This is a genomic window from Methylophilus sp. Leaf408, assembly GCF_916856905.1.
Classification (GTDB): Bacteria; Pseudomonadota; Gammaproteobacteria; order Burkholderiales; family Methylophilaceae; genus Methylophilus.
Map to the genome: position 1 here is coordinate 656,867 of NZ_CAKASK010000001.1, position 18,638 is coordinate 675,504.

General features: G+C 47.3%; 17 protein-coding genes. 15 read left to right on the plus strand and 2 right to left on the minus strand.

Features of this window, described 5'->3' with window-relative positions:
- The 10 genes from serC (at window position 1) to LPA26_RS02930 (ending at window position 10,025) form a co-directional block, all read left to right on the plus strand.
- Window positions 1-1,080 (plus strand): 3-phosphoserine/phosphohydroxythreonine transaminase, encoded by a 1,080-nt coding sequence (gene serC / locus LPA26_RS02885; protein ID WP_229007262.1) that lies wholly within the window; start codon window positions 1-3, stop codon window positions 1,078-1,080.
- Window positions 1,081-1,103: 23 nt separating this feature from the next.
- Window positions 1,104-2,186: a prephenate dehydratase gene (gene pheA / locus LPA26_RS02890; RefSeq protein ID WP_055831271.1), complete on the plus strand. Its 1,083-nt coding sequence runs from the start codon at window positions 1,104-1,106 to the stop codon at window positions 2,184-2,186.
- An 11-nt stretch (window positions 2,187-2,197) separates the two neighbouring features.
- Entirely contained in the window at window positions 2,198-3,319 is a 1,122-nt protein-coding gene (hisC, locus tag LPA26_RS02895) for a histidinol-phosphate transaminase (RefSeq protein WP_229007263.1), read from the plus strand.
- On the plus strand, window positions 3,316-4,398 hold the full coding sequence (locus LPA26_RS02900) for a 3-deoxy-7-phosphoheptulonate synthase (RefSeq protein WP_055871772.1): 1,083 nt from the start codon (window positions 3,316-3,318) through the stop codon (window positions 4,396-4,398). Before hisC ends, LPA26_RS02900 begins: the two co-directional genes overlap by 4 nt.
- Window positions 4,399-4,665: 267 nt before the next feature.
- Window positions 4,666-5,607 (plus strand): pyrroloquinoline quinone biosynthesis protein PqqB, encoded by a 942-nt coding sequence (gene pqqB, locus LPA26_RS02905; RefSeq protein WP_229007264.1) that lies wholly within the window; start codon window positions 4,666-4,668, stop codon window positions 5,605-5,607.
- Window positions 5,608-5,616: 9 nt separating this feature from the next.
- Window positions 5,617-6,381, plus strand: coding sequence for a pyrroloquinoline-quinone synthase PqqC (pqqC, locus tag LPA26_RS02910; RefSeq protein ID WP_229007265.1), 765 nt, complete (start codon window positions 5,617-5,619; stop codon window positions 6,379-6,381).
- A gap of 34 nt (window positions 6,382-6,415) precedes the next feature.
- Window positions 6,416-6,700 (plus strand): pyrroloquinoline quinone biosynthesis peptide chaperone PqqD, encoded by a 285-nt coding sequence (pqqD, locus tag LPA26_RS02915; protein WP_055871778.1) that lies wholly within the window; start codon window positions 6,416-6,418, stop codon window positions 6,698-6,700.
- A 17-nt stretch (window positions 6,701-6,717) separates the two neighbouring features.
- A complete protein-coding gene (pqqE, locus tag LPA26_RS02920) occupies window positions 6,718-7,899 on the plus strand; it encodes a pyrroloquinoline quinone biosynthesis protein PqqE (RefSeq protein ID WP_055871780.1) in 1,182 nt (393 codons plus the stop codon).
- 88 nt (window positions 7,900-7,987) lie between these two features.
- Window positions 7,988-9,190, plus strand: a complete 1,203-nt coding sequence (locus LPA26_RS02925) for a multidrug effflux MFS transporter (RefSeq protein ID WP_229007266.1) — start codon at window positions 7,988-7,990, stop codon at window positions 9,188-9,190.
- A gap of 139 nt (window positions 9,191-9,329) precedes the next feature.
- The gene (locus LPA26_RS02930) at window positions 9,330-10,025 is read left to right on the plus strand and encodes a hypothetical protein (protein WP_229007267.1); all 696 of its coding nucleotides are present in this window, start codon (window positions 9,330-9,332) and stop codon (window positions 10,023-10,025) included.
- 85 nt (window positions 10,026-10,110) lie between these two features.
- Here the strand turns inward: LPA26_RS02930 and LPA26_RS02935 are convergent, their stop codons facing one another.
- Together LPA26_RS02935 and ppsA are read right to left on the minus strand one after the other, a co-directional pair.
- Complete coding sequence (locus LPA26_RS02935; RefSeq protein WP_055831292.1) at window positions 10,111-10,914, minus strand: pyruvate, water dikinase regulatory protein; 804 nt, start codon at window positions 10,912-10,914, stop codon at window positions 10,111-10,113.
- A gap of 38 nt (window positions 10,915-10,952) precedes the next feature.
- Window positions 10,953-13,325, minus strand: a complete 2,373-nt coding sequence (gene ppsA, locus LPA26_RS02940) for a phosphoenolpyruvate synthase (protein WP_229007268.1) — start codon at window positions 13,323-13,325, stop codon at window positions 10,953-10,955.
- Window positions 13,326-13,544: 219 nt separating this feature from the next.
- Between ppsA and LPA26_RS02945 the strand changes: the two genes are divergently transcribed.
- From LPA26_RS02945 to LPA26_RS02965, 5 genes are all read left to right on the plus strand, one after another.
- On the plus strand, window positions 13,545-14,519 hold the full coding sequence (locus tag LPA26_RS02945) for a beta-ribofuranosylaminobenzene 5'-phosphate synthase family protein (protein ID WP_229007269.1): 975 nt from the start codon (window positions 13,545-13,547) through the stop codon (window positions 14,517-14,519).
- Window positions 14,520-14,664: 145 nt separating this feature from the next.
- The gene (locus LPA26_RS02950; protein WP_055871793.1) at window positions 14,665-15,558 is read left to right on the plus strand and encodes an NAD(P)-dependent methylenetetrahydromethanopterin dehydrogenase; all 894 of its coding nucleotides are present in this window, start codon (window positions 14,665-14,667) and stop codon (window positions 15,556-15,558) included.
- 8 nt (window positions 15,559-15,566) lie between these two features.
- Window positions 15,567-16,667 carry an ATP-grasp domain-containing protein gene (locus LPA26_RS02955; protein WP_229007270.1) on the plus strand — a complete coding sequence of 367 codons (1,101 nt, stop codon included), beginning with the start codon at window positions 15,567-15,569 and terminating at the stop codon, window positions 16,665-16,667.
- Window positions 16,633-17,607 carry a methenyltetrahydromethanopterin cyclohydrolase gene (mch, locus tag LPA26_RS02960; RefSeq protein WP_229007271.1) on the plus strand — a complete coding sequence of 325 codons (975 nt, stop codon included), beginning with the start codon at window positions 16,633-16,635 and terminating at the stop codon, window positions 17,605-17,607. Before LPA26_RS02955 ends, mch begins: the two co-directional genes overlap by 35 nt.
- A 121-nt stretch (window positions 17,608-17,728) precedes the next feature.
- Window positions 17,729-18,637: a RimK family alpha-L-glutamate ligase gene (locus tag LPA26_RS02965; protein ID WP_229007272.1), complete on the plus strand. Its 909-nt coding sequence runs from the start codon at window positions 17,729-17,731 to the stop codon at window positions 18,635-18,637.
- Window position 18,638 lies beyond the last annotated feature (1 nt).

Below are 18,638 nucleotides of genomic sequence, written 5' to 3' on the forward strand. Positions count from 1 at the left end.
ATGACACAGATTTTTAATTTTTCAGCGGGTCCGGCAGTATTACCGAAACCGGTTCTGGAGCGCGCGCAAGCTGAAATGCTTGATTGGCATGGTAGTGGAATGAGTGTGATGGAAATGTCACACCGCGGAAAAGAGTTCACCAGCATTCTGGAGAAAACCGAAGCCGACTTGCGTCAGTTATTAGCCATACCGGCCAATTACAAAGTGCTTTTTTTGCAAGGCGGCGCTATTGGTGAAAATGCCATCATTCCGATGAATTTGCTGAATGGAAAATCGGCGGATTACGTCGTTACCGGTTCCTGGAGCAAGCGCAGTGTGCAAGATGCCAAAGTCTACGGGCAGATCAATATTGCAGCTTCCGCAGAAGCAGATAATTTCACGCATGTGCCGTCATTTTCCAAATGGCAGCTGAACCCTGATGCTGCCTACGTCCATTACTGCACCAATGAGACGATTAATGGTGTTGAGTTTGTGGATGTGCCTGACACAAAGGGCGTACCTATTGTCGCTGATATGTCTTCGCATATTCTTTCTCGCCCGATTGATGTATCGAAATATGGCGTGATTTATGGCGGTGCACAAAAGAATATCGGCCCGGCAGGTTTGTGCCTGGTGATTGTGCGCGAGGACTTGCTGGAACAAGCCTCACCATTAACACCAGCCGTATTCCACTGGAAAACGCAGGCCGAAAACCAGAGCATGATCAATACGCCGCCTACTTATAGTATTTATATTGCAGGCCTGGTGTTTGAATGGTTGTTGGCACAAGGTGGCGTTGAAGCGATAGAAAAAGTAAATATTGCCAAAGCCAACCTGCTCTACGACTATGTGGATCAAACCGAGTTTTACTACAACCCGATTGAACCGGCTTACCGTTCACGTATGAATATCCCGTTCCGTTTGCGCGATGAGAGCCTGAATGAGGCATTTCTGAAAGCCGCAGATGCGCGTGGTCTACTACAGTTAAAAGGCCATCGTTCCGTAGGTGGTATGCGCGCCAGTATTTACAATGCGATGCCGATTGAAGGTGTGCAAGCGCTAGTCGGTTTTATGCAGGAATTCGAAAAAGGTAATTCTTAATTCACATTAAGTATGAATCTTAAATGTCTGATTTATTAAAAAAATTTAGAGATAAAATTGATGCTATCGATGCGCAGGTGTTGGCATTGGTGAATGAGCGCGCAGCTTTGGCGCGTGAAATCGGACATTTGAAAGATGACGGTGTTATCTACCGTCCGGAGCGAGAAGCGCAGGTCATACGCCGTTTACAGGCTGACAATCAGGGACCTTTGTCTCCGGAAGCCGTCAGCCATATTTTCCGTGCCGTGATGTCGAATTGCCGTGCGCTGGAAAAAGAGTTGTCTATCGCTTTTTTAGGCCCTTTAGGCACATACAGTGAAGAGGCAGCCCTGAAACAATTTGGGGAAGGGCGCCAGGCAGTCGTTTGCGCCAGCATAGATGAAGTTTTCCGCACGGTGGAAGCGGGCCAGGCAGATTACGGGATTGTGCCGGTTGAGAATTCAACCGAAGGTGCGGTAGGTATTACACTGGACTTACTTTTAGCCAGTGCATTACAAGTCGTTGGCGAAGTGACACTGCCGGTGCATCATTGCCTGCTGTCAGCCCAACAGGATATTTCGCAAATCTCGCATGTGTTCTCGCACGCGCAATCCTTATCGCAATGCCATGAATGGCTCAATAAGGTACTGCCTGGTGTAGAGCGGGAGGCGGTGACCAGCAATGCCCGTGCAGCGCAGATGATTCATGAACTGGTTGCGACCCAAGGCACATTTGCTGCTGCGATTGCCAGCAAGCGTGCGTCCGAGCTGTTTGATTTGCATATTCTGGCTGAAAATATTGAAGATGACCCAAAAAACACCACGCGTTTTTTGGTGTTGGGTAATCATAGCGTAGCGCCGTCAGGGCAAGACAAGACTTCCCTGGTGATGAGTGCCCATAATAAGCCGGGTGCTGTGTTACAGCTGCTGGAGCCATTATCACGCCATGGCGTCAGTATGACCAAGCTGGAGTCCAGGCCTTCACGCCAGAATTTATGGAACTATGTATTTTTTGTCGATATTGAAGGGCATCAGCAGGCGCCTTCTGTGCAAGCGGCATTGAAAGAATTAGCTGAACGCGCCACATTCCTCAAAGTGTTGGGTTCATATCCAACCGCCATTATTTAACTGTTAAAGATATGTCTCATTCATCAAAGCTTTCTCATTTGTCGGCATTGGCGCCAGCCAATATACGTGCGATTGCCCCTTATCAGGGTGGCAAGCCTATCAGCGAGCTGGCTCGCGAAATGGGATTAAACGAAATAGATATCGTAAAGCTGGCCTCAAATGAAAACCCGCTAGGCATGAGTCCTAAAGCGCAGATGGCGCTTGAAGAAGCCATTTACGAAATCGCGCGATATCCGGATGGTAATAGTTTTGCGCTACGTGATGCAGTCAGCCAGAAATACCAGGTAAAGCCAGACCAGATTGTATTTGGTAACGGATCCAATGACATACTGGAATTGGCGGCACGTGCATTTCTAACAGCCAGTGATGAGGTAATTTATTCGCAGCATGCCTTCGCTGTGTATCCACTGGTGACGCAAGCGGCAGGTGCAACTGGAATAATAGTCCCTGCTGTGGATTTTGGTCACGATTTGGATGGCTTTTCAAAAGCCATTACACCAAAAACCAAACTGATTTTTGTCGCCAACCCGAACAATCCGACCGGCACATTGATTTCCAAAGCAGTGCTAAAAGACTTTCTGCAAAAAGTGCCGAAAAATATTGTGGTGGTACTGGATGAAGCTTATGACGAGTACCTGTCTGTAGCTCATAAATCTGAGGCCATTAAGTGGCTGGCTGAATTTGAAAACCTGATTATTTCGCGCACGTTTTCCAAGGCTTATGGACTGGCAGGTTTGCGGGTTGGGTTTGGCCTCATGCATACTGCCTTGGCCGATTTGATGAACCGCGTGCGCCAGCCATTTAACGTCAATAGTTTGGCACAAGTGGCGGCAACAGTATCATTACAGGATGAAGACTTTGTGGAACGCAGCTATGCAGTCAATCAGGCCGGTATGTCACAAATAACGCAAGGTTTAACAAAGCTAGGGTTAAGTTTTATTCCGTCTTTTGGCAACTTTGTCAGCTTTAAAGTGACCAATGCGAGCGCTGTTAATCAGGCTTTGTTAAAACAAGGCGTGATTGTGCGTCCGGTAGCCAATTACGAAATGCCGGATTATTTACGCGTGAGTATTGGCTTATTTAGTGAAAATGCACGTTTCCTGGAAGTGCTGGAACAGATTTTGAAGTCATGAATACCTATGAAAAATTAGCCACCGACGATGTTCGGGTGCTCGAAGTGAAACCCTTGGTGAAACCGGCGGAGCTGTTGTCACGCCTGCAGGAAAGTAATACCACCACCCAGAATATCCTGCAAACGCGCACAGCAATTCACCATATTCTGCACCAAGGGGATGACCGCCTGGTGGTCATTGTCGGGCCGTGTTCGATTCATGATACGGATGCTGGCATGGAGTACGCAAAACGCCTGCTTGAAGTACGTAACCGCCTTGGCAATGAGCTGGTTATTGTGATGCGTGTATATTTTGAAAAACCGCGTACCACGGTCGGCTGGAAAGGGTTGATCAACGACCCTCACCTGGATGGCACGTATGACATTAACTTAGGGCTGGAAAAAGCACGCCGCTTTTTGCTGGAAGTAAATGAAATCGGCATGCCTGCAGCCACTGAATTCCTGGATGTAGTATCGCCACAATACACGGCAGATCTAGTTAGCTGGGGCGCAATTGGTGCGCGCACCACCGAATCCCAGATTCACCGCGAACTTGCATCAGGTTTATCCTGCCCGGTCGGTTTCAAAAATGGCACTGACGGTGGGGCTAAAGTAGCGATAGACGCGATTAAGACCGCTGCAAGCCCGCATCACTTTTTATCTGTGACCAAAGAGGGTGAATCGGGTATTTTTGCGACCAAAGGCAATGAGGATTGCCATGTTATTTTACGTGGTGGCAAATTACCAAACTTCGATGCGAAAAGTATTGGTGAGGTTTGTGACCAATTAGCAGATGCTGGCCTGGCACCTGTGTTAATGGTGGATTGCAGTCATGGCAACAGTCAAAAGCAGTACAAAAATCAGATTGCAGTCGTTGACGATATTTCCGGCCAAATTGCAGGTGGAGATAGCCGTATTATCGGTGTGATGCTGGAGTCGCATCTTAACGAAGGCCGGCAGGATCATTATCCGGGCTGTACATTGAATTATGGACAATCCATTACCGATGCCTGCCTGGGTTGGGAGGATTCGGTAGCTGTGCTGGAAAAATTGGCGATTGCAGTAAAATTCAGACGCGAAAAACTGGCCGAAGAAGATTAGTCCATTTAAACAGACGTAAATTAAAAGCCGCATTATTCAATGCGGCTTTTTCATTTTGTAACGCCATATGATTGTGCTCATGAAAATCATGAGCAGGGAATCATTGTCAGTAGCAGGGTGAACTTGCAACGCATGCGTATGATGCGAGTCATACTTTACAGGCAAGAGTGATTGGTCATTGCCGCACGAAGAGTTATCAACGATGATGAGTGAATTATTGTATGATGGCCTTCGTTACCTCAATAATTATTAAAACAGAAGCGATTTATGTATATACACGTGTTGGGTGCTGGTGCTGGCGGGGGCTTCCCGCAATGGAACTGTAACTGTGAAAACTGTGATGGCTTGCGCAAAGGCACGATTAAAGCCACGCGTCGTACACAGTCCTCTATTTGTGTGTCCAGCAATGGCATTGATTGGGTGTTGTTTAATACTTCACCGGATATTTTGCAGCAAATCCAGGAATTCCCACCTTTACAGCCAGGACGTGCAATCCGTGACAGCGGTATCCAGGCCATTATTTTGATCGACGCCCAGATTGATCATACCACTGGCCTGTTTATGTTGCGCGAAGGGCAGGTCAAACGTGAGATTTACTGTACCAAAATGGTCTATGAAGACTTGACCAGTGGTAACCAGATTCTGAATATTCTCGGCCATTACTGCGGTGTGAATCACCACGAAATTGCGATTGATGCGAATGACATCAGCCAAGCTAACAGCTTTGAGATACCAAATGTGCCGAACTTGCGTTTTACTGCAGTGGCATTAAAAAGCGCTGCACCGCCTTATTCACCGCATCGTAATGATCCTCACCCTGGCGATACCATAGGCGTTTTGATCGAAGAAATCACAACCGGCAAAAAATGCTGGTACTCGCCTGGTTTGGGTGAGATTGAGCCACATTTGCCTGCCTTGATGAACCAGGCTGATTGCATCATGGTAGATGGTACTTTCTGGACAAATACTGAAATGCTGGACATGGGGTTGATGACTAAAACCGCACGTAGTATAGGCCACAATCCGCAATCGGGTCCGGGTGGCATGATTGAAGAACTGGATAAGTTCGGGTCAGACAAACCAGTACGTAAAGTGCTGATTCATATCAATAATACCAACCCGATTTTAAGGGAAGATTCCGCCGAGCGCGCCATTCTTGATGATCACAAGATCGAAGTGGCGTATGACGGTATGGATATCATTCTTTAGGAGAACAATATGAATGCAGTGACACAGGCAGCATTACCATGGACACGTGAAGAGTTTGAAGCCAGATTGCGGGAAAAAGGGCAGGGCTATCATATTTATCATCCGTTCCATGTGATGATGTATGAAGGAAAACTGACCAAAGAACAGTTGCAGTGCTGGGTCGCCAATCGCTTTTACTACCAGATCGCAATTCCGATGAAGGATGCAGCGATTTTATCCAATTGCCCGGACAAAGAAGTGCGCAAGCAATGGATAGTGCGGATTACCGACCACGATGGCGTAGATGACCAAATCGGCGGTATTGAAGCATGGATCAAATTGGGTGAGGCAGTTGGGTTAACACGTGAGCAAGTGACCAGCCTGGAACTGGTTTCTCCCGGTGTACGTTTCGCGGTGGATGCCTATATTAATTTTGCCAAGCAGCGCTCATGGCAAGAGAGCGTTTGCTCCAGCCTGACCGAGTTGTTCGCTCCTCACATTCATCAGCAACGTATCAGTTCCTGGCCGAGTATGTACCCATGGGTGAAAGAAGAAGGCCTGATGTACTTTAAAAAGCGCCTGACCGAAGCCCGCCGCGATGTGGAACAGGGTTTGGGCGTGACTTTAGACTATTTCAGTACCTCGCGTGAAATGCAGTTGAAAGCGCTGGATATCTTGCAATTCAAGCTCAATGTATTGTGGGTGATAGCCGATTCGATCATGCTGGCTTCGACTGACATTAAAGTCGAAGGCCGCGATTATCTGCGGCAGCCGGTCATCAAGATTGAAAACTGATGACTGATTAGACTGAAGATTTGAGAGAAGACAGATGGAAAACAATATTCAATATTCAGATATTTATGCGATTGCTTTACACCACCGCTTTCAGTGGGAAGAGGCGCAGCAAAGCTATGTCATCCTGTTTCCGGAGGGTATGGTGAAATTGCATGGGGGTGCCGGTGAGATTTTGAAGCGCCTGGATGGTAAAGCAAGCGTAGGCGATATCGTTACCGAGTTAAAAGCTGCTTTTCCGGATGCAGAAGGTATTGAAGCCGATATTCTCGGCATGTTTGACCTGGCTGTCAGCAAAGCCTGGTTACGCAAGGTGAATTGATCCGTAAGGAGAACAGCATGGCACAATTGAATAATGGGGTTGCAGCAAATGTTACGCAGAAACAGCCGCTTTGGCTGTTGGCAGAGGTGACCTACCGCTGCCCGCTGCATTGTGCTTTTTGCTATAACCCGACGGATTATGACAAGCACACCAAAAATGAATTAAGCACCGAGCAATGGATAAATGCGTTACGCGATGCCCGTAAAATGGGTGCCATCCAGCTCGGTATTTCCGGTGGTGAGCCTTTGTTACGTGATGACATTGAAGAAATCGTCGCTGAAGCACATAAGCTGGGTTACTACAGCAACCTGATCACTTCCGGTGTGGGATTGACTGAAAAACGCATACAGGCATTTAAAGAAGGCGGGTTGGACCATATCCAGCTTTCCATGCATGATGTGACAGAAGATATTAGTAACTTTATTACCAATACCCGTACTTTTGAGTTGAAGAAAAAAGTAGCGGCCATGATTAAAGCGCATGGTTATCCTATGGTGCTGAATGTGGTGATTCACCGCTTCAACATTGACCAGGTTGGCAAAATTCTGGAAATGGCTGAAGCGCTGGGTGCTGATTACGTTGAGCTGGCCAATACGCAATATTATGGCTGGAGCCTGGTGAATCGCGACCAACTGATGCCAACGCGTGAACAATTGAATAGGGCCGAAGCGGCCACCAATGCTTTCCGCGAGCGTGTTGGTAATAAAATGAAGGTATTTTTTGTGGTGCCTGATTACTTTTCTGACCGTCCGAAAAAATGCATGAATGGCTGGGGTGAGGTATTCATGATCGTCACTGCCAATGGTGATGTGCTGCCATGTCATTCTGCCCGCGTTTTACCAGGTATGGAGTTCCCGAATGTACGGGAAAATGGACTGGAATGGGCCTGGAAAGAATCGCCAGCATTTACCAAGTATCGTGGTAAGGATTGGATGAAAGAGCCTTGCCGCAGCTGCGACGAGCAGGATAATGACCTGGGTGGTTGCCGTTGCCAGTCTTATATACTAAGTGGCGATGCTGAAATGGCCGATCCGGTATGCACCAAATCACCAAACCGTCATTTGATTGATGAAGCATTACTAAGCTCACAAAATCCTTTAGTGCGCGAGCAACCGATTATTTTCCGCACCGACAAAAACTCCAAGAAATATGTGGAAGGCGACAAGGAAAGAGTAGAGCAATTTCATGCCTTGCCCTGATCATGGCAATTACATGCTTTATAATCAACAGGCGCTTTGGGCGCCTGTTATTTTTTTATGATCTTTTATTTTTTGTGAAAGTGTCTTCGTGCGGCATTCTTCTTTGTTGGTTTATGTATTGGCAGCTTTAGCTGCGTTGGCACCTTTCGCTATCGACACCTACCTGCCAGCTTTTCATGTGATGGCGGCATCGTTGCAGGCGGATCCTGTGGCTATCCAACAGAGTTTGACCTTTTACCTGATGCCCTACGCTTTGATGACCCTGTTTCATGGTGCCATTTCTGATGCGATTGGCCGTATCAGAACCATTAAATGGGGATTGGCGATTTTTGTATTGGCCAGTCTCGGCTGTGCTTTCGCACCCAATGTACAAACCCTATGGTTATTCCGTGCCTTGCAAGGTGCCAGTGGCGGGGCAGGTAATACTGTTGCACGCGCGATGGTTCGCGACCTGTTTTCTGGCGCTCAGGCGCAAAAAGTGATGGCAACAGTACAATTGTTATTTGGCATTGCACCGGCTGTCGCGCCCATATTGGGTGGCCTGTTGCTAGGCATACACTGGCAGGCAATTTTCATTTTCCTGGCGCTGTATGCAGCCATTTCCTTGTGGGCAGCTATGCGTTATTTACCTGAAACAATGACGGCAGATAAACGGGTGCCACTGTCGCTCCCAGGTATTAAAGACACTTATCTCACCATGCTGAAAAATGGCATCTTTTTGGTATTGATTGCCAGCCTGGGGCTTAATTTTTCAGCGTTTTTTATTTATGTATTAGCCAGTCCGGTCTTTCTGGTCGAACACCTGCATTTAAGCAGCCAGCAATTTGGTTTCCTGTTCATTCCTACAGTAACCGGTATGATGATAGGCTCCTGGATTTCGCGTCATTCTGCGGGAAAAATATCGCCCGCAAATTTGCTGCGCTGGTCATTTGCGTGGATGGTCGTGATCGCGGCTGTCAATGTTGCTGTGCAACTATGGGTCATGCATGCAATTCATCATGTATGGTGGCTGGCCATTATTCCTATTGCTTTATTTAATATAGGCATGGCAGCGGCTATGCCAGTGCTTTCTATTGCCGCTCTCGACTGCTTTCCCAAAGTGCGAGGTACCGCCGCCTCAGCTCAGGCCTTTATGCAAATGCTTTGTTCCACCATCAGTTCGGCAGTGATTGTGCCGCTTATATGGGATTCGCCGCTAAAATTAGCCGGCACCATGCTCTGCATGACGTTGCTTAGTGCCGGATTATTATGGATGGTCAGGCGCCAATTTGTCGCTGTGAAGCCCGTCTAAAACAAGGTCGTAAAATCATAATCTATGAGGGGTTTCTGGATTTAATCGTGTATTTGAATCGCATGCCTCTACTCTATGATGACACTATAAATAGCTATACACATTCAGTGTTAATCATAAAAGCAGATGGGAGTCACAAATGGAAATGTCCAGAGAAGAAGATGCACAACGTGCGTATGTCAAACTGCTTACTGGCCAAGGTGTGAGTCAGCGAGTACTCATACAACGTGAGTTCACCATTATCCGCTTAGGCGCATTCCTCAAAGATATTCCCTGTAGCGGTACTGCTTACCGTCATGCTGTAGACCGCTTCATCGCCAGTATTGATACTGCCGAGATTCCAATGGTGTTACCTGTGGTGCGTGAGTTTTTCTCGTTCTGGGTGCGTGATATCAAAGCGATAGCTGCAATGAGCCAGGCTAAGGTATTCAACGGCAATGTGCCGGTTGCCGCGGTGACGCAAGATGAATTATTCAAGCATTGGTATGATTTGGACAAGACCATCATGTCCACCGCAGAGAAGCAGATTTTGGAAGCTTTCCTGACCGATTCTCAAGCCAAGGGGTTTGACCCTGCCGCTTTTAAGGAACGTATGCGCATGGCAAAATGCCTGTTACTGTCGCTGCGTAATGTCGCTCACAAACAGTCACATAGTTATCGCCAGATGGTGGATAGAAATATGCCATTATTTAATGCGCTTGGTAACCAGCATAAATTCCTGAGTGTAGCGCGTGAATTTTATTATTTCTGGCGTGGCGATATGTTGAAACCTCAGCAGACGCCAGTACCAGCAAAATCTAAAGCCAAAACGTCAGAAATGGCCATGGCAGCTTAATCAATGCACAGGAAAAGATAATTCTGTGAATTACCTGATGATTTAACTGTGGGTTAGTTAAAGGGAATTAAACAAACTGCCAGCCTTAGCGCTGGCGAATTTTTTGCAGGATTAAGGCAGAAAGCTCTTCAATGGAACGGCTGGTTGAGTCAGCCCATGTGATGCCGTAACGGCGCATCATGTTTTCCGCCAATTCAATTTCCTTGCGACAGTTATCCAGTGAAGCATAAAAACTATCGGGACGGCGCTCGCTGCGCACGGAATGCAGGCGCTCTGGCTTGATAGTCAGCCCGAATATCTTGTCTATATTTTTCTCTACCGCCGCAGGAAAAGAGCCGCGCTCAAAATCTTCTGGAATCAATGGGTAATTGGCAGCTTTGATACCGAATTGCATGGCCAGATAAATACTGGTCGGCGTTTTTCCACAGCGGGATACACCAATCAGAATCACCTCAGCTTCATCCAGACCGGTGTTGGTCATGCCATCATCATGGTTCAGCGTAAAATTAATAGCTTCCATGCGCTCATGGTAGCTATTGCCCATAGAGCTGTAAGCAATGCTTGCACCTGTCAGAGGCTCCTGGTTGAGTTCTGAGCCTAGCGGATAGATAAAGCGGTGAAACAGGTCAATAAAGTAAGCATTGGCCTGTTTCAGGCGATTTCTATGCTCGCCGTTACCCACAGACATGATCACAATCGGGCGGATGCCGTCCTGATCTGCAACTTTCTGGATATGCTCGAAACCTGCCTGTACCTTTTCATCGTTATCGGTGAAGGGCAGGCGGGTAGTAGTGAATTTGGTATTTGGAAAATGCTCAAGCAGTTTGCTCAAGGCACCCGCCGTAATCCCCGTACCATCAGAAATAATAAACACAGAACGGTGATTCATGCGATTGCCTTGAGTGAAAGAGCTTTAAAGCTAAAAAATTATTTTTTAGTCAGACGCTGCCAGGTGGCAACCACAGTATCCGGGTTCAGCGAGACAGACTGTATGCCTTCGGCAACCAGCCATTCAGCAAAGTCTTCATGGTCAGAAGGGCCCTGGCCACAAATACCTACGTATTTACCTAAACGGTTACAAGTACTGATTGCCATTTTGAGTAATACTTTAACTGCGTCATTACGCTCATCGAAGCCATCAGCCAGGATGCCGGAATCGCGGTCCATACCCAGTGTCAACTGTGTCAGGTCGTTTGAACCGATAGAGAAACCATCAAAGTATTCCAGGAACTGCTCAGCCAGTAGGGCGTTTGCAGGAATCTCGCACATCATGATCAGACGCAGGCCGTTTTCACCACGTTTGAGGCCGTTTGCGGCCATGATTTCTGTCACAGCTCTGGCTTCATCAAGAGTACGAACGAATGGAATCATCAACTCAACGTTCTCTAAACCCATTTCATCACGGACTTTTTTCATGGCCTGGCATTCCATGGCAAAACATTCTTTAAAGTCTTCTGCCATGTAACGCGCTGCGCCACGGAAACCGATCATCGGGTTCTCTTCATCCGGCTCGTAAATGTCACCGCCGACCAGTTTCTTGTACTCGTTAGACTTGAAGTCTGAAGTACGCACAATCACTGGTTTCGGGTAGAACGCAGCCGCAATGGTTGCAACGCCTTCCGCGACTTTATCAATGTAGAACTGTTTCGGGCTGGCATAGCCACGGGCACGGTTATGAATGATTGTTTGAACTGACTTCGGCATGGCTTCGACATTCAAAATCGCTTTAGGGTGTATGCCAACCATGTTGTTGATGACAAACTCCAGACGCGCAAGGCCAACGCCATCGTTAGGCGTTTGCGCAAAGGTAAACGCCATATCAGGGTTGCCTACGTTCATCATGATTTTGCACGGCGGTTTAGACAATGCACTATTTGATTGCGTGGATACTTCAAAATCCAAAGCGCCGTGATAAACAAAGCCTGTTTCACCTTCAGCACAGGAAACAGTCACGATTTCGCCATCGCGCAGTAAATCCGTTGCATTGACTGAACCAACAATGGCCGGGATGCCTAATTCACGCGCAATAATTGCAGCGTGACAGGTACGGCCACCACGGTTCGTCACCAGGGCACTGGCGCGTTTCATCACCGGTTCCCAGTTAGGGTCTGTCATGTCAGCAACCAACACATCACCAGGTTGTACTTCGTGCATATCGGCTGGATCCAGCACGATACGTACAGGACCTACACCTACTTTTTGCGTCACGGCACGACCGGCAACCACTGGCACTGAGGAGTGCTTCTGTAATTTAAATGTCTCAGTAACGTTTTTCGCCGCTTCCTGGGATTTCACTGTTTCAGGGCGCGCTTGCAGGATATACAACTTATTATCCAGGCCGTTTTTACCCCATTCGATATCCATTGGGCAACCATAATGCTGTTCAATGGTGATCGCGTAACCCGCTAATTCCAGGATATCAGCATCATTCAGAGAGTAACGGTTAGATTCAGCCGCATCTACCGGCACTGTATTGGTAGATTTACCAGCCTGTGTCGCGTCAGAGAACACCATCTTGATCAGTTTTGAACCCATGGTGCGACGTACGATAGCCGGTTTGCCTTTATTGAGTAATGGCTTATGTACGTAGAACTCATCAGGGTTCACCGCACCTTGCACCACAGTTTCGCCCAGACCGTAAGAAGATGTGATAAATGCAACATCTTTATGACCGGATTCAGTGTCAATCGTAAACATGACGCCTGCACAGCCAATGTCTGAACGCACCATTTGCTGTACACCAGCAGACAGGGCAACATCGGCATGTACAAAGCCTTTATGAACACGATATGAAATTGCGCGGTCATTATATAAAGATGCGAACACTTCTTTAATGGCGTGGTTGATGTTATCCAGGCCATGAATATTCAAAAAGCTTTCTTGCTGACCAGCGAAAGATGCGTCTGGCAAATCTTCTGCGGTAGCAGATGAACGGACAGCGAAGGTAGTGCCCGGTGCCGATTTATCGATGAGCTTCGCGTAGTTCTGTGCAATGGCGCTTTGCAAGGCGTCCGGAAACTCGGCTTCCATAATCCACTGACGGATTTGCGAACCGCACTTCGCTAGCTCTTGCGTATCATCAGCATTTAGTTTATCGAGCAAGTCATTGATTTTTTTATCTAGACCGCCTTGAGATAAAAATTCACGGTATGCATCAGCTGTGGTTGCAAAGCCTGTCGGTACGCGTACACCCTTAGCGCTGAGCTGAGAAATCATTTCACCCAAAGAAGCATTCTTGCCACCGACTGACGGCACATCGCTGTTTCTGAGATTCTCGAATGGAATAACATGACTAACCATATAAAACCCTTAATTGTTTTAAATCAGATGATATCTATCGCCGATGAAATCTACCACCGAGTGCAATGGATCGAATTCGATAAAGTGAGGTTTACTCTTGAGTGCAACCTGTTTCAAGGAATTACTTTTATCCAAGCATTATGCCAAAATCATGTTTTAATGTCACGTCAGCTTCGCGCTGACAGCCCATATTTTTCAGCACCAGTATAATTTGCCGTTATGAATGCAGTAAACTCTTCAATACGCTCGGTCAGCGTGACTACCCATGGTCGGTTGCATCTCGGCTTTTTTGATTTAAGTGGCGAGAGCGAACGTCGTTTTGGTAGTGTAGGTGTGGCCACTGATGCTTACCAAACTGCACTGACTATTTCAACGCAAGCTCAGCAAGATGATGTAGATCCCTGGGCATTCAATATTCTGCAACAGCATTTAAAATCTATCGCTGCTAATAATCCAGCTCAACCACTTGATTTAAACATTCATCAGGCCGTTCCCCGGCATAGTGGCTTGGGGTCAGGCACGCAAATGGCGCTAGCAATTGGTGCAGCCGTAAATACACTACTGGGTAAGCCGTTGAACACCGCCCTTATCGCATCTGCCCATCAACGTGGTGCGCGCTCGGGGATCGGTATCGCTACTTTTGATCATGGTGGCTTAGTGGTCGATGGGGGTCGCGGCCCTGCCACTATCGTACCGCCATTACTGGCACGTCATGCATTCCCTGCAGAGTGGCATTTTTTACTAATTGTCGATCAAAGCCGTGATGGGCTGCATGGCAATGGTGAAAAAACCGCTTTCAAACAGTTACCGCCCCAAACAGTCGCAGCTTCAAAAGATATTCAGCATCAATTATTGATGCAAGGATTGCCCGCATTGGTTGAACGGGATTTCCAGGCTTTTAGTGCATTTGTCGGGGAACTGCAAAATTATAACGCAGATTATTTTGCGCCTGCACAAGGCGGTGCTTATGCGAGCCAGTCAGTGGCACACATTTTAAACGGCTTTAAACAGCAAGGTTTTCACGGAATAGGTCAAACGTCCTGGGGCCCTACCGGTTTTGTGCTACTGCCTTCGAAAGCTGATGCTCTACGAATGCAGGCAGATTTAGCACAGCGCCATGCCACAAACCAACATTTATCATTTATTGTGACCGCTGCCATCAATAATGCAGCGCGAATTGAAACAAATATATAGAATAAAGCTAAACTGATTATTAACCTTAAATAACATATTCGGGAAAAGTGTCTATTTTTAAGGTCTGATTCTGATTTTGAACATGTATATCATTGTGTATATTGCTACGAATACTATTTAGTAAACGGATTCCACAGGGGGAATAATGAAAAAAACCAGTATTATGCATTTATTCACAGCCGCGAAAAATGCCAGTCCATTCGATGTGAATATGGCATTTGATGCAGGCTATGAAAAAATTATTTCCTATACAGACGTAACGCTGAATGAGGTGATTGCTTTAACTCAAGATGCGATTTTTTCACGCAGCCCTAGCGGCCTTAAACAACAGGCTTTATTTTTTGGTGGCCGTGATATCCAGGTTGCGCTTGAAATGCAGAAACAGGCGCGCAGCGCCATGTTTAAACCTTTTGAGTGTCATACCTTTTCTGATCCTTCAGGCGCGTTTACAACAGCTGCTGCGATGCTGGCAAAAGTCGATTTTTACCTGCAAAAATCCGGCAGCGGTTTAGGCAAAGAGAAAATTGCTATTTTTGGTGCGAGCGGCACCGTGGGTTCTACTGCTGCGCTCATCGCCGCACGCCAGGGGTCTACAGTGTTGATGGTTGCGCATGCAGGTGTAGATAGTATGCAAGCCTATGTCGATAAATTATCCAGCAGTTACGATGTGAATCTAAAAGTGGTGGATGGTAGCTCTGAAGAGGCCAAAATTGCGATCCTGAATGAGGCAACAGTGGCTTTATGTGCCACGCCAGCAGGTATTCGTGTACTGGAAACCCGCCAGTTAGCCAATTCCAAATCATTGAAAGTGGTCGCGGATGTGAATGCGGTACCACCGTCAGGCATTGAAGGCGTAGATACATTCTCTAATGGTGGCCTGATTGAAGGTACACAAGTAGCCGGGTTTGGCGCACTGGCCATTGGCCAACTGAAATATGTGACGCAGAACAAGCTGCTGGAACAAATGCTGCAAAGTGAATCACCGATGCATATTGATTACCACCAGGCATATGAGTATGCCTGCGCCCACGTGGAGTAATTGCATCCTTGCGGTTGGCCATTGTGTCGCAAAGCGCACGCATTTATGCGGAAATGGCGAAGCGTGAAGGGTTTGAAGTATTAGCAATTGATGCTTTTGCAGATATTGATACGGTAGCAACTGCAGAGGAAGTTTGGAGATTGCCTGCATTGTGTGGGAGGCTAAGTGCTGCAGATGCAAAAACTTTAATAAATACACTGGATGCATGGCAACCGGATTTTGTGCTGATAGGCTCTGGATTTGAGGCAAACGTTGATTGTTATGCAAGCCTGTACAAACGGTATGCATTGCTAGGTAATGTGCCGGAAGTGATTGAACAGGTAAAAAATCCCTTTTGGTTGAAGGCGCACTGTGTTCGCCATCATGCGATGACACCAGAGCTAGTGTCACAAGCTCCCCAAAATGGACGCTGGTTATACAAGATTGCCGGGCAGAGCGGTGGAGCTCATGTACGTGATTGGAATAAAGCTTCGGCGCTAAATGTGGCGAATGGTTATTGGCAAGCATTTCAGTCTGGCCTGCCGGTAGGGGCGTTGTTTGTGGTAAGCAAGAATTCAATCACGTTGATTGGTGTGCATGCCCTGATACAACGGCCTGGAATGTATACATATGCAGGGGTTTCGCGTTTACATGATGAGAAATTAACGCAAGCCATGCAAGAATTGTTAGATTTGGTCGTACCAGATTCCGGCCTGGTTGGTATTAATAGCCTGGATGCAATCTGGCAAGATGGCCGTTTGCATGTATTGGAAATCAACCCCAGGTTAAGCGCTAGTATGCGTTTGTATGCAGAGTTGCCTTTGATACAGACTCAACTCGCCAGTTGCCAAGGGATGGAGATCCTTGAATTAAATGTATATAAAACTCATGCCAGTCATTGCATCGCGTATGCAAAACAAACGTTAGAAATAAATCAGGCGGAGCTCCCAACCTGGTTGGAAGACCGGCCTGAAAATCGCACAATCGAGAGAGGCGAACCTATATGCAGCCTGTATGCAGAAGGGCCTTCAAAAGATGCGGTGCAACAGATTTTGCAAGATAAAAAAACACAATTAGAGAAACTATGGGGCACTTATGTCTGTGAACACATCGAATTCAACATCCATTAGCGTGCAGCAATACAGTGCGCCACTGGTCGCACACCTGATCGCAAATGCACCGGCACTTGGCTGCCTGGTTACTAAACATGAGACTGGCGCGACTATTGTTGATGCTGGCATCCAAACTCCTGGTGGTTTAGAAGCCGGGCGCATCATTGCTGAAATATGCATGGGAGGCTTGGGTGGCGTGACACTGCAGCAAGTTCCGCAATTCGCTAATTGGCCATTGAGCGTGGTAGTCACAGCAAAGCAGCCTGTGATTGCCTGTTTAGGCAGCCAATACGCCGGCTGGGCATTGTCACACGAGAAGTTTTTCTCACTCGGTAGTGGCCCGGCACGCGCCATCGCACAGCGTGAGGAAGTTTTCAAAGATATTAATTACAGCGATAAAGGCGATCAGTCGGTATTGGTGCTGGAAACCGATAAAGTGCCGCCAGTGGAAGTGATTGAGAAAGTCGCCAGGGATACTGGTCTGCCAGCTAATAAACTGACTTTTATCCTGACCCCTACCCGCAGTATTGGCGGTTCGCTACAAGTGACTGCACGCGTACTGGAAGTCGCACTGCACAAATGCCACACCCTGCATTTTGATCTCAGCGCCATTGTTGATGGCTATGGCGTGGCACCAGTGCCAGCGCCTTCACCAGACTTTATCACCGGTATGGGCCGCACCAATGATGCAATTTTATTCGGTGGTTTTGTGCAATTGTTTGTAAATGTTGAAGATGCTGCTGCTGAACAACTGGCGCAACAATTACCTTCTTCCTCTTCTAAAGATTATGGACGTCCATTTGCTGAGGTATTTAAAGCAGTGAATATGGATTTCTACCAGATTGACCCTATGCTGTTTTCACCGGCCAAAGTCAGCGTCACTAACCTGAAGTCTGGTAAAACTTTCTTTGCCGGTCAATTCAATGAGGCCTTGCTAAACCAATCTTTTGGTGGATAAAAATTCATCTAAACTTGGTTAAGCATCCAATACATATTGCATCGAAGCTTACGTATATTTTGTACGTAAGCTTTCAATAATGTCTTATCCCAGCATTCAGCCCGGCCATCTTTCAGATTGCATGAAAATCGTTCCTATCTTCACCGATGAAGTCGCCCAGGCGGGCGGCTGGCATGGGCAAGCGCTGGCGCAAGCGTTTGACCGTCACGGCTGGCACGCGCATATGGTCTGCCTGGATAGCTGCCATGTCAGTATCGTTGACCAGCAAGTACAAGTGCATATTCCAGGTTTATCGCAACCTTCACCTATTGCATTTGTACGTGGCGTTGCCGCCGGATCTACCCAGCAAATCATCACCCGCATGAATATTTTGCATACCCTGCAACGTCAGGGCATGACTATTTATAACCAAGCCCGCGCCATTGAAATCACTGTCGACAAAGGCCTGACTACCCAGTTATTAGCCGAGCATGGTATCGCGACACCGAATACCTGGGTATGCGAGTATAGACAGGTTGCACACCCCCTGATGCAAGAAGCGCTGGATAACGGCAAAACATTAGTGATCAAACCCTTGTTTGGCTCTCAAGGCAAAGGTGTGCGTCTAATTGAGCATCCGCAGCAATTTGCCTTGCCGCAGGATATGTTTGTCGATGGCATTTATTATCTGCAAGAGAAAATCGATTGCGGCACCAATCAGCATGATTATCGAGTATTCGTCGTCAATGGTGAGCCTGTGGCTGTGATGCGCCGGCAGGGAGATGGCTGGCTACACAATGTTGCGCGTGGCGCACGATGCACGGCCAGTGACGAAGACGATGTGGCCGAAATAGGGGTGCAGGCAGCCGCTGCCATTGGCATCAATTATGCCGGGGTGGATATCATGCGCGACAAGCACGGTAAACTGTGGGTGATAGAAGTGAACAGTATTCCAGCCTGGCGAGGTTTGCAAACTATTACTGATTTGAATATTGCAGATATTCTGGTGGCAGATTTATTACGCTTTTCAGGCGAAAGCGATGTTGATTAAT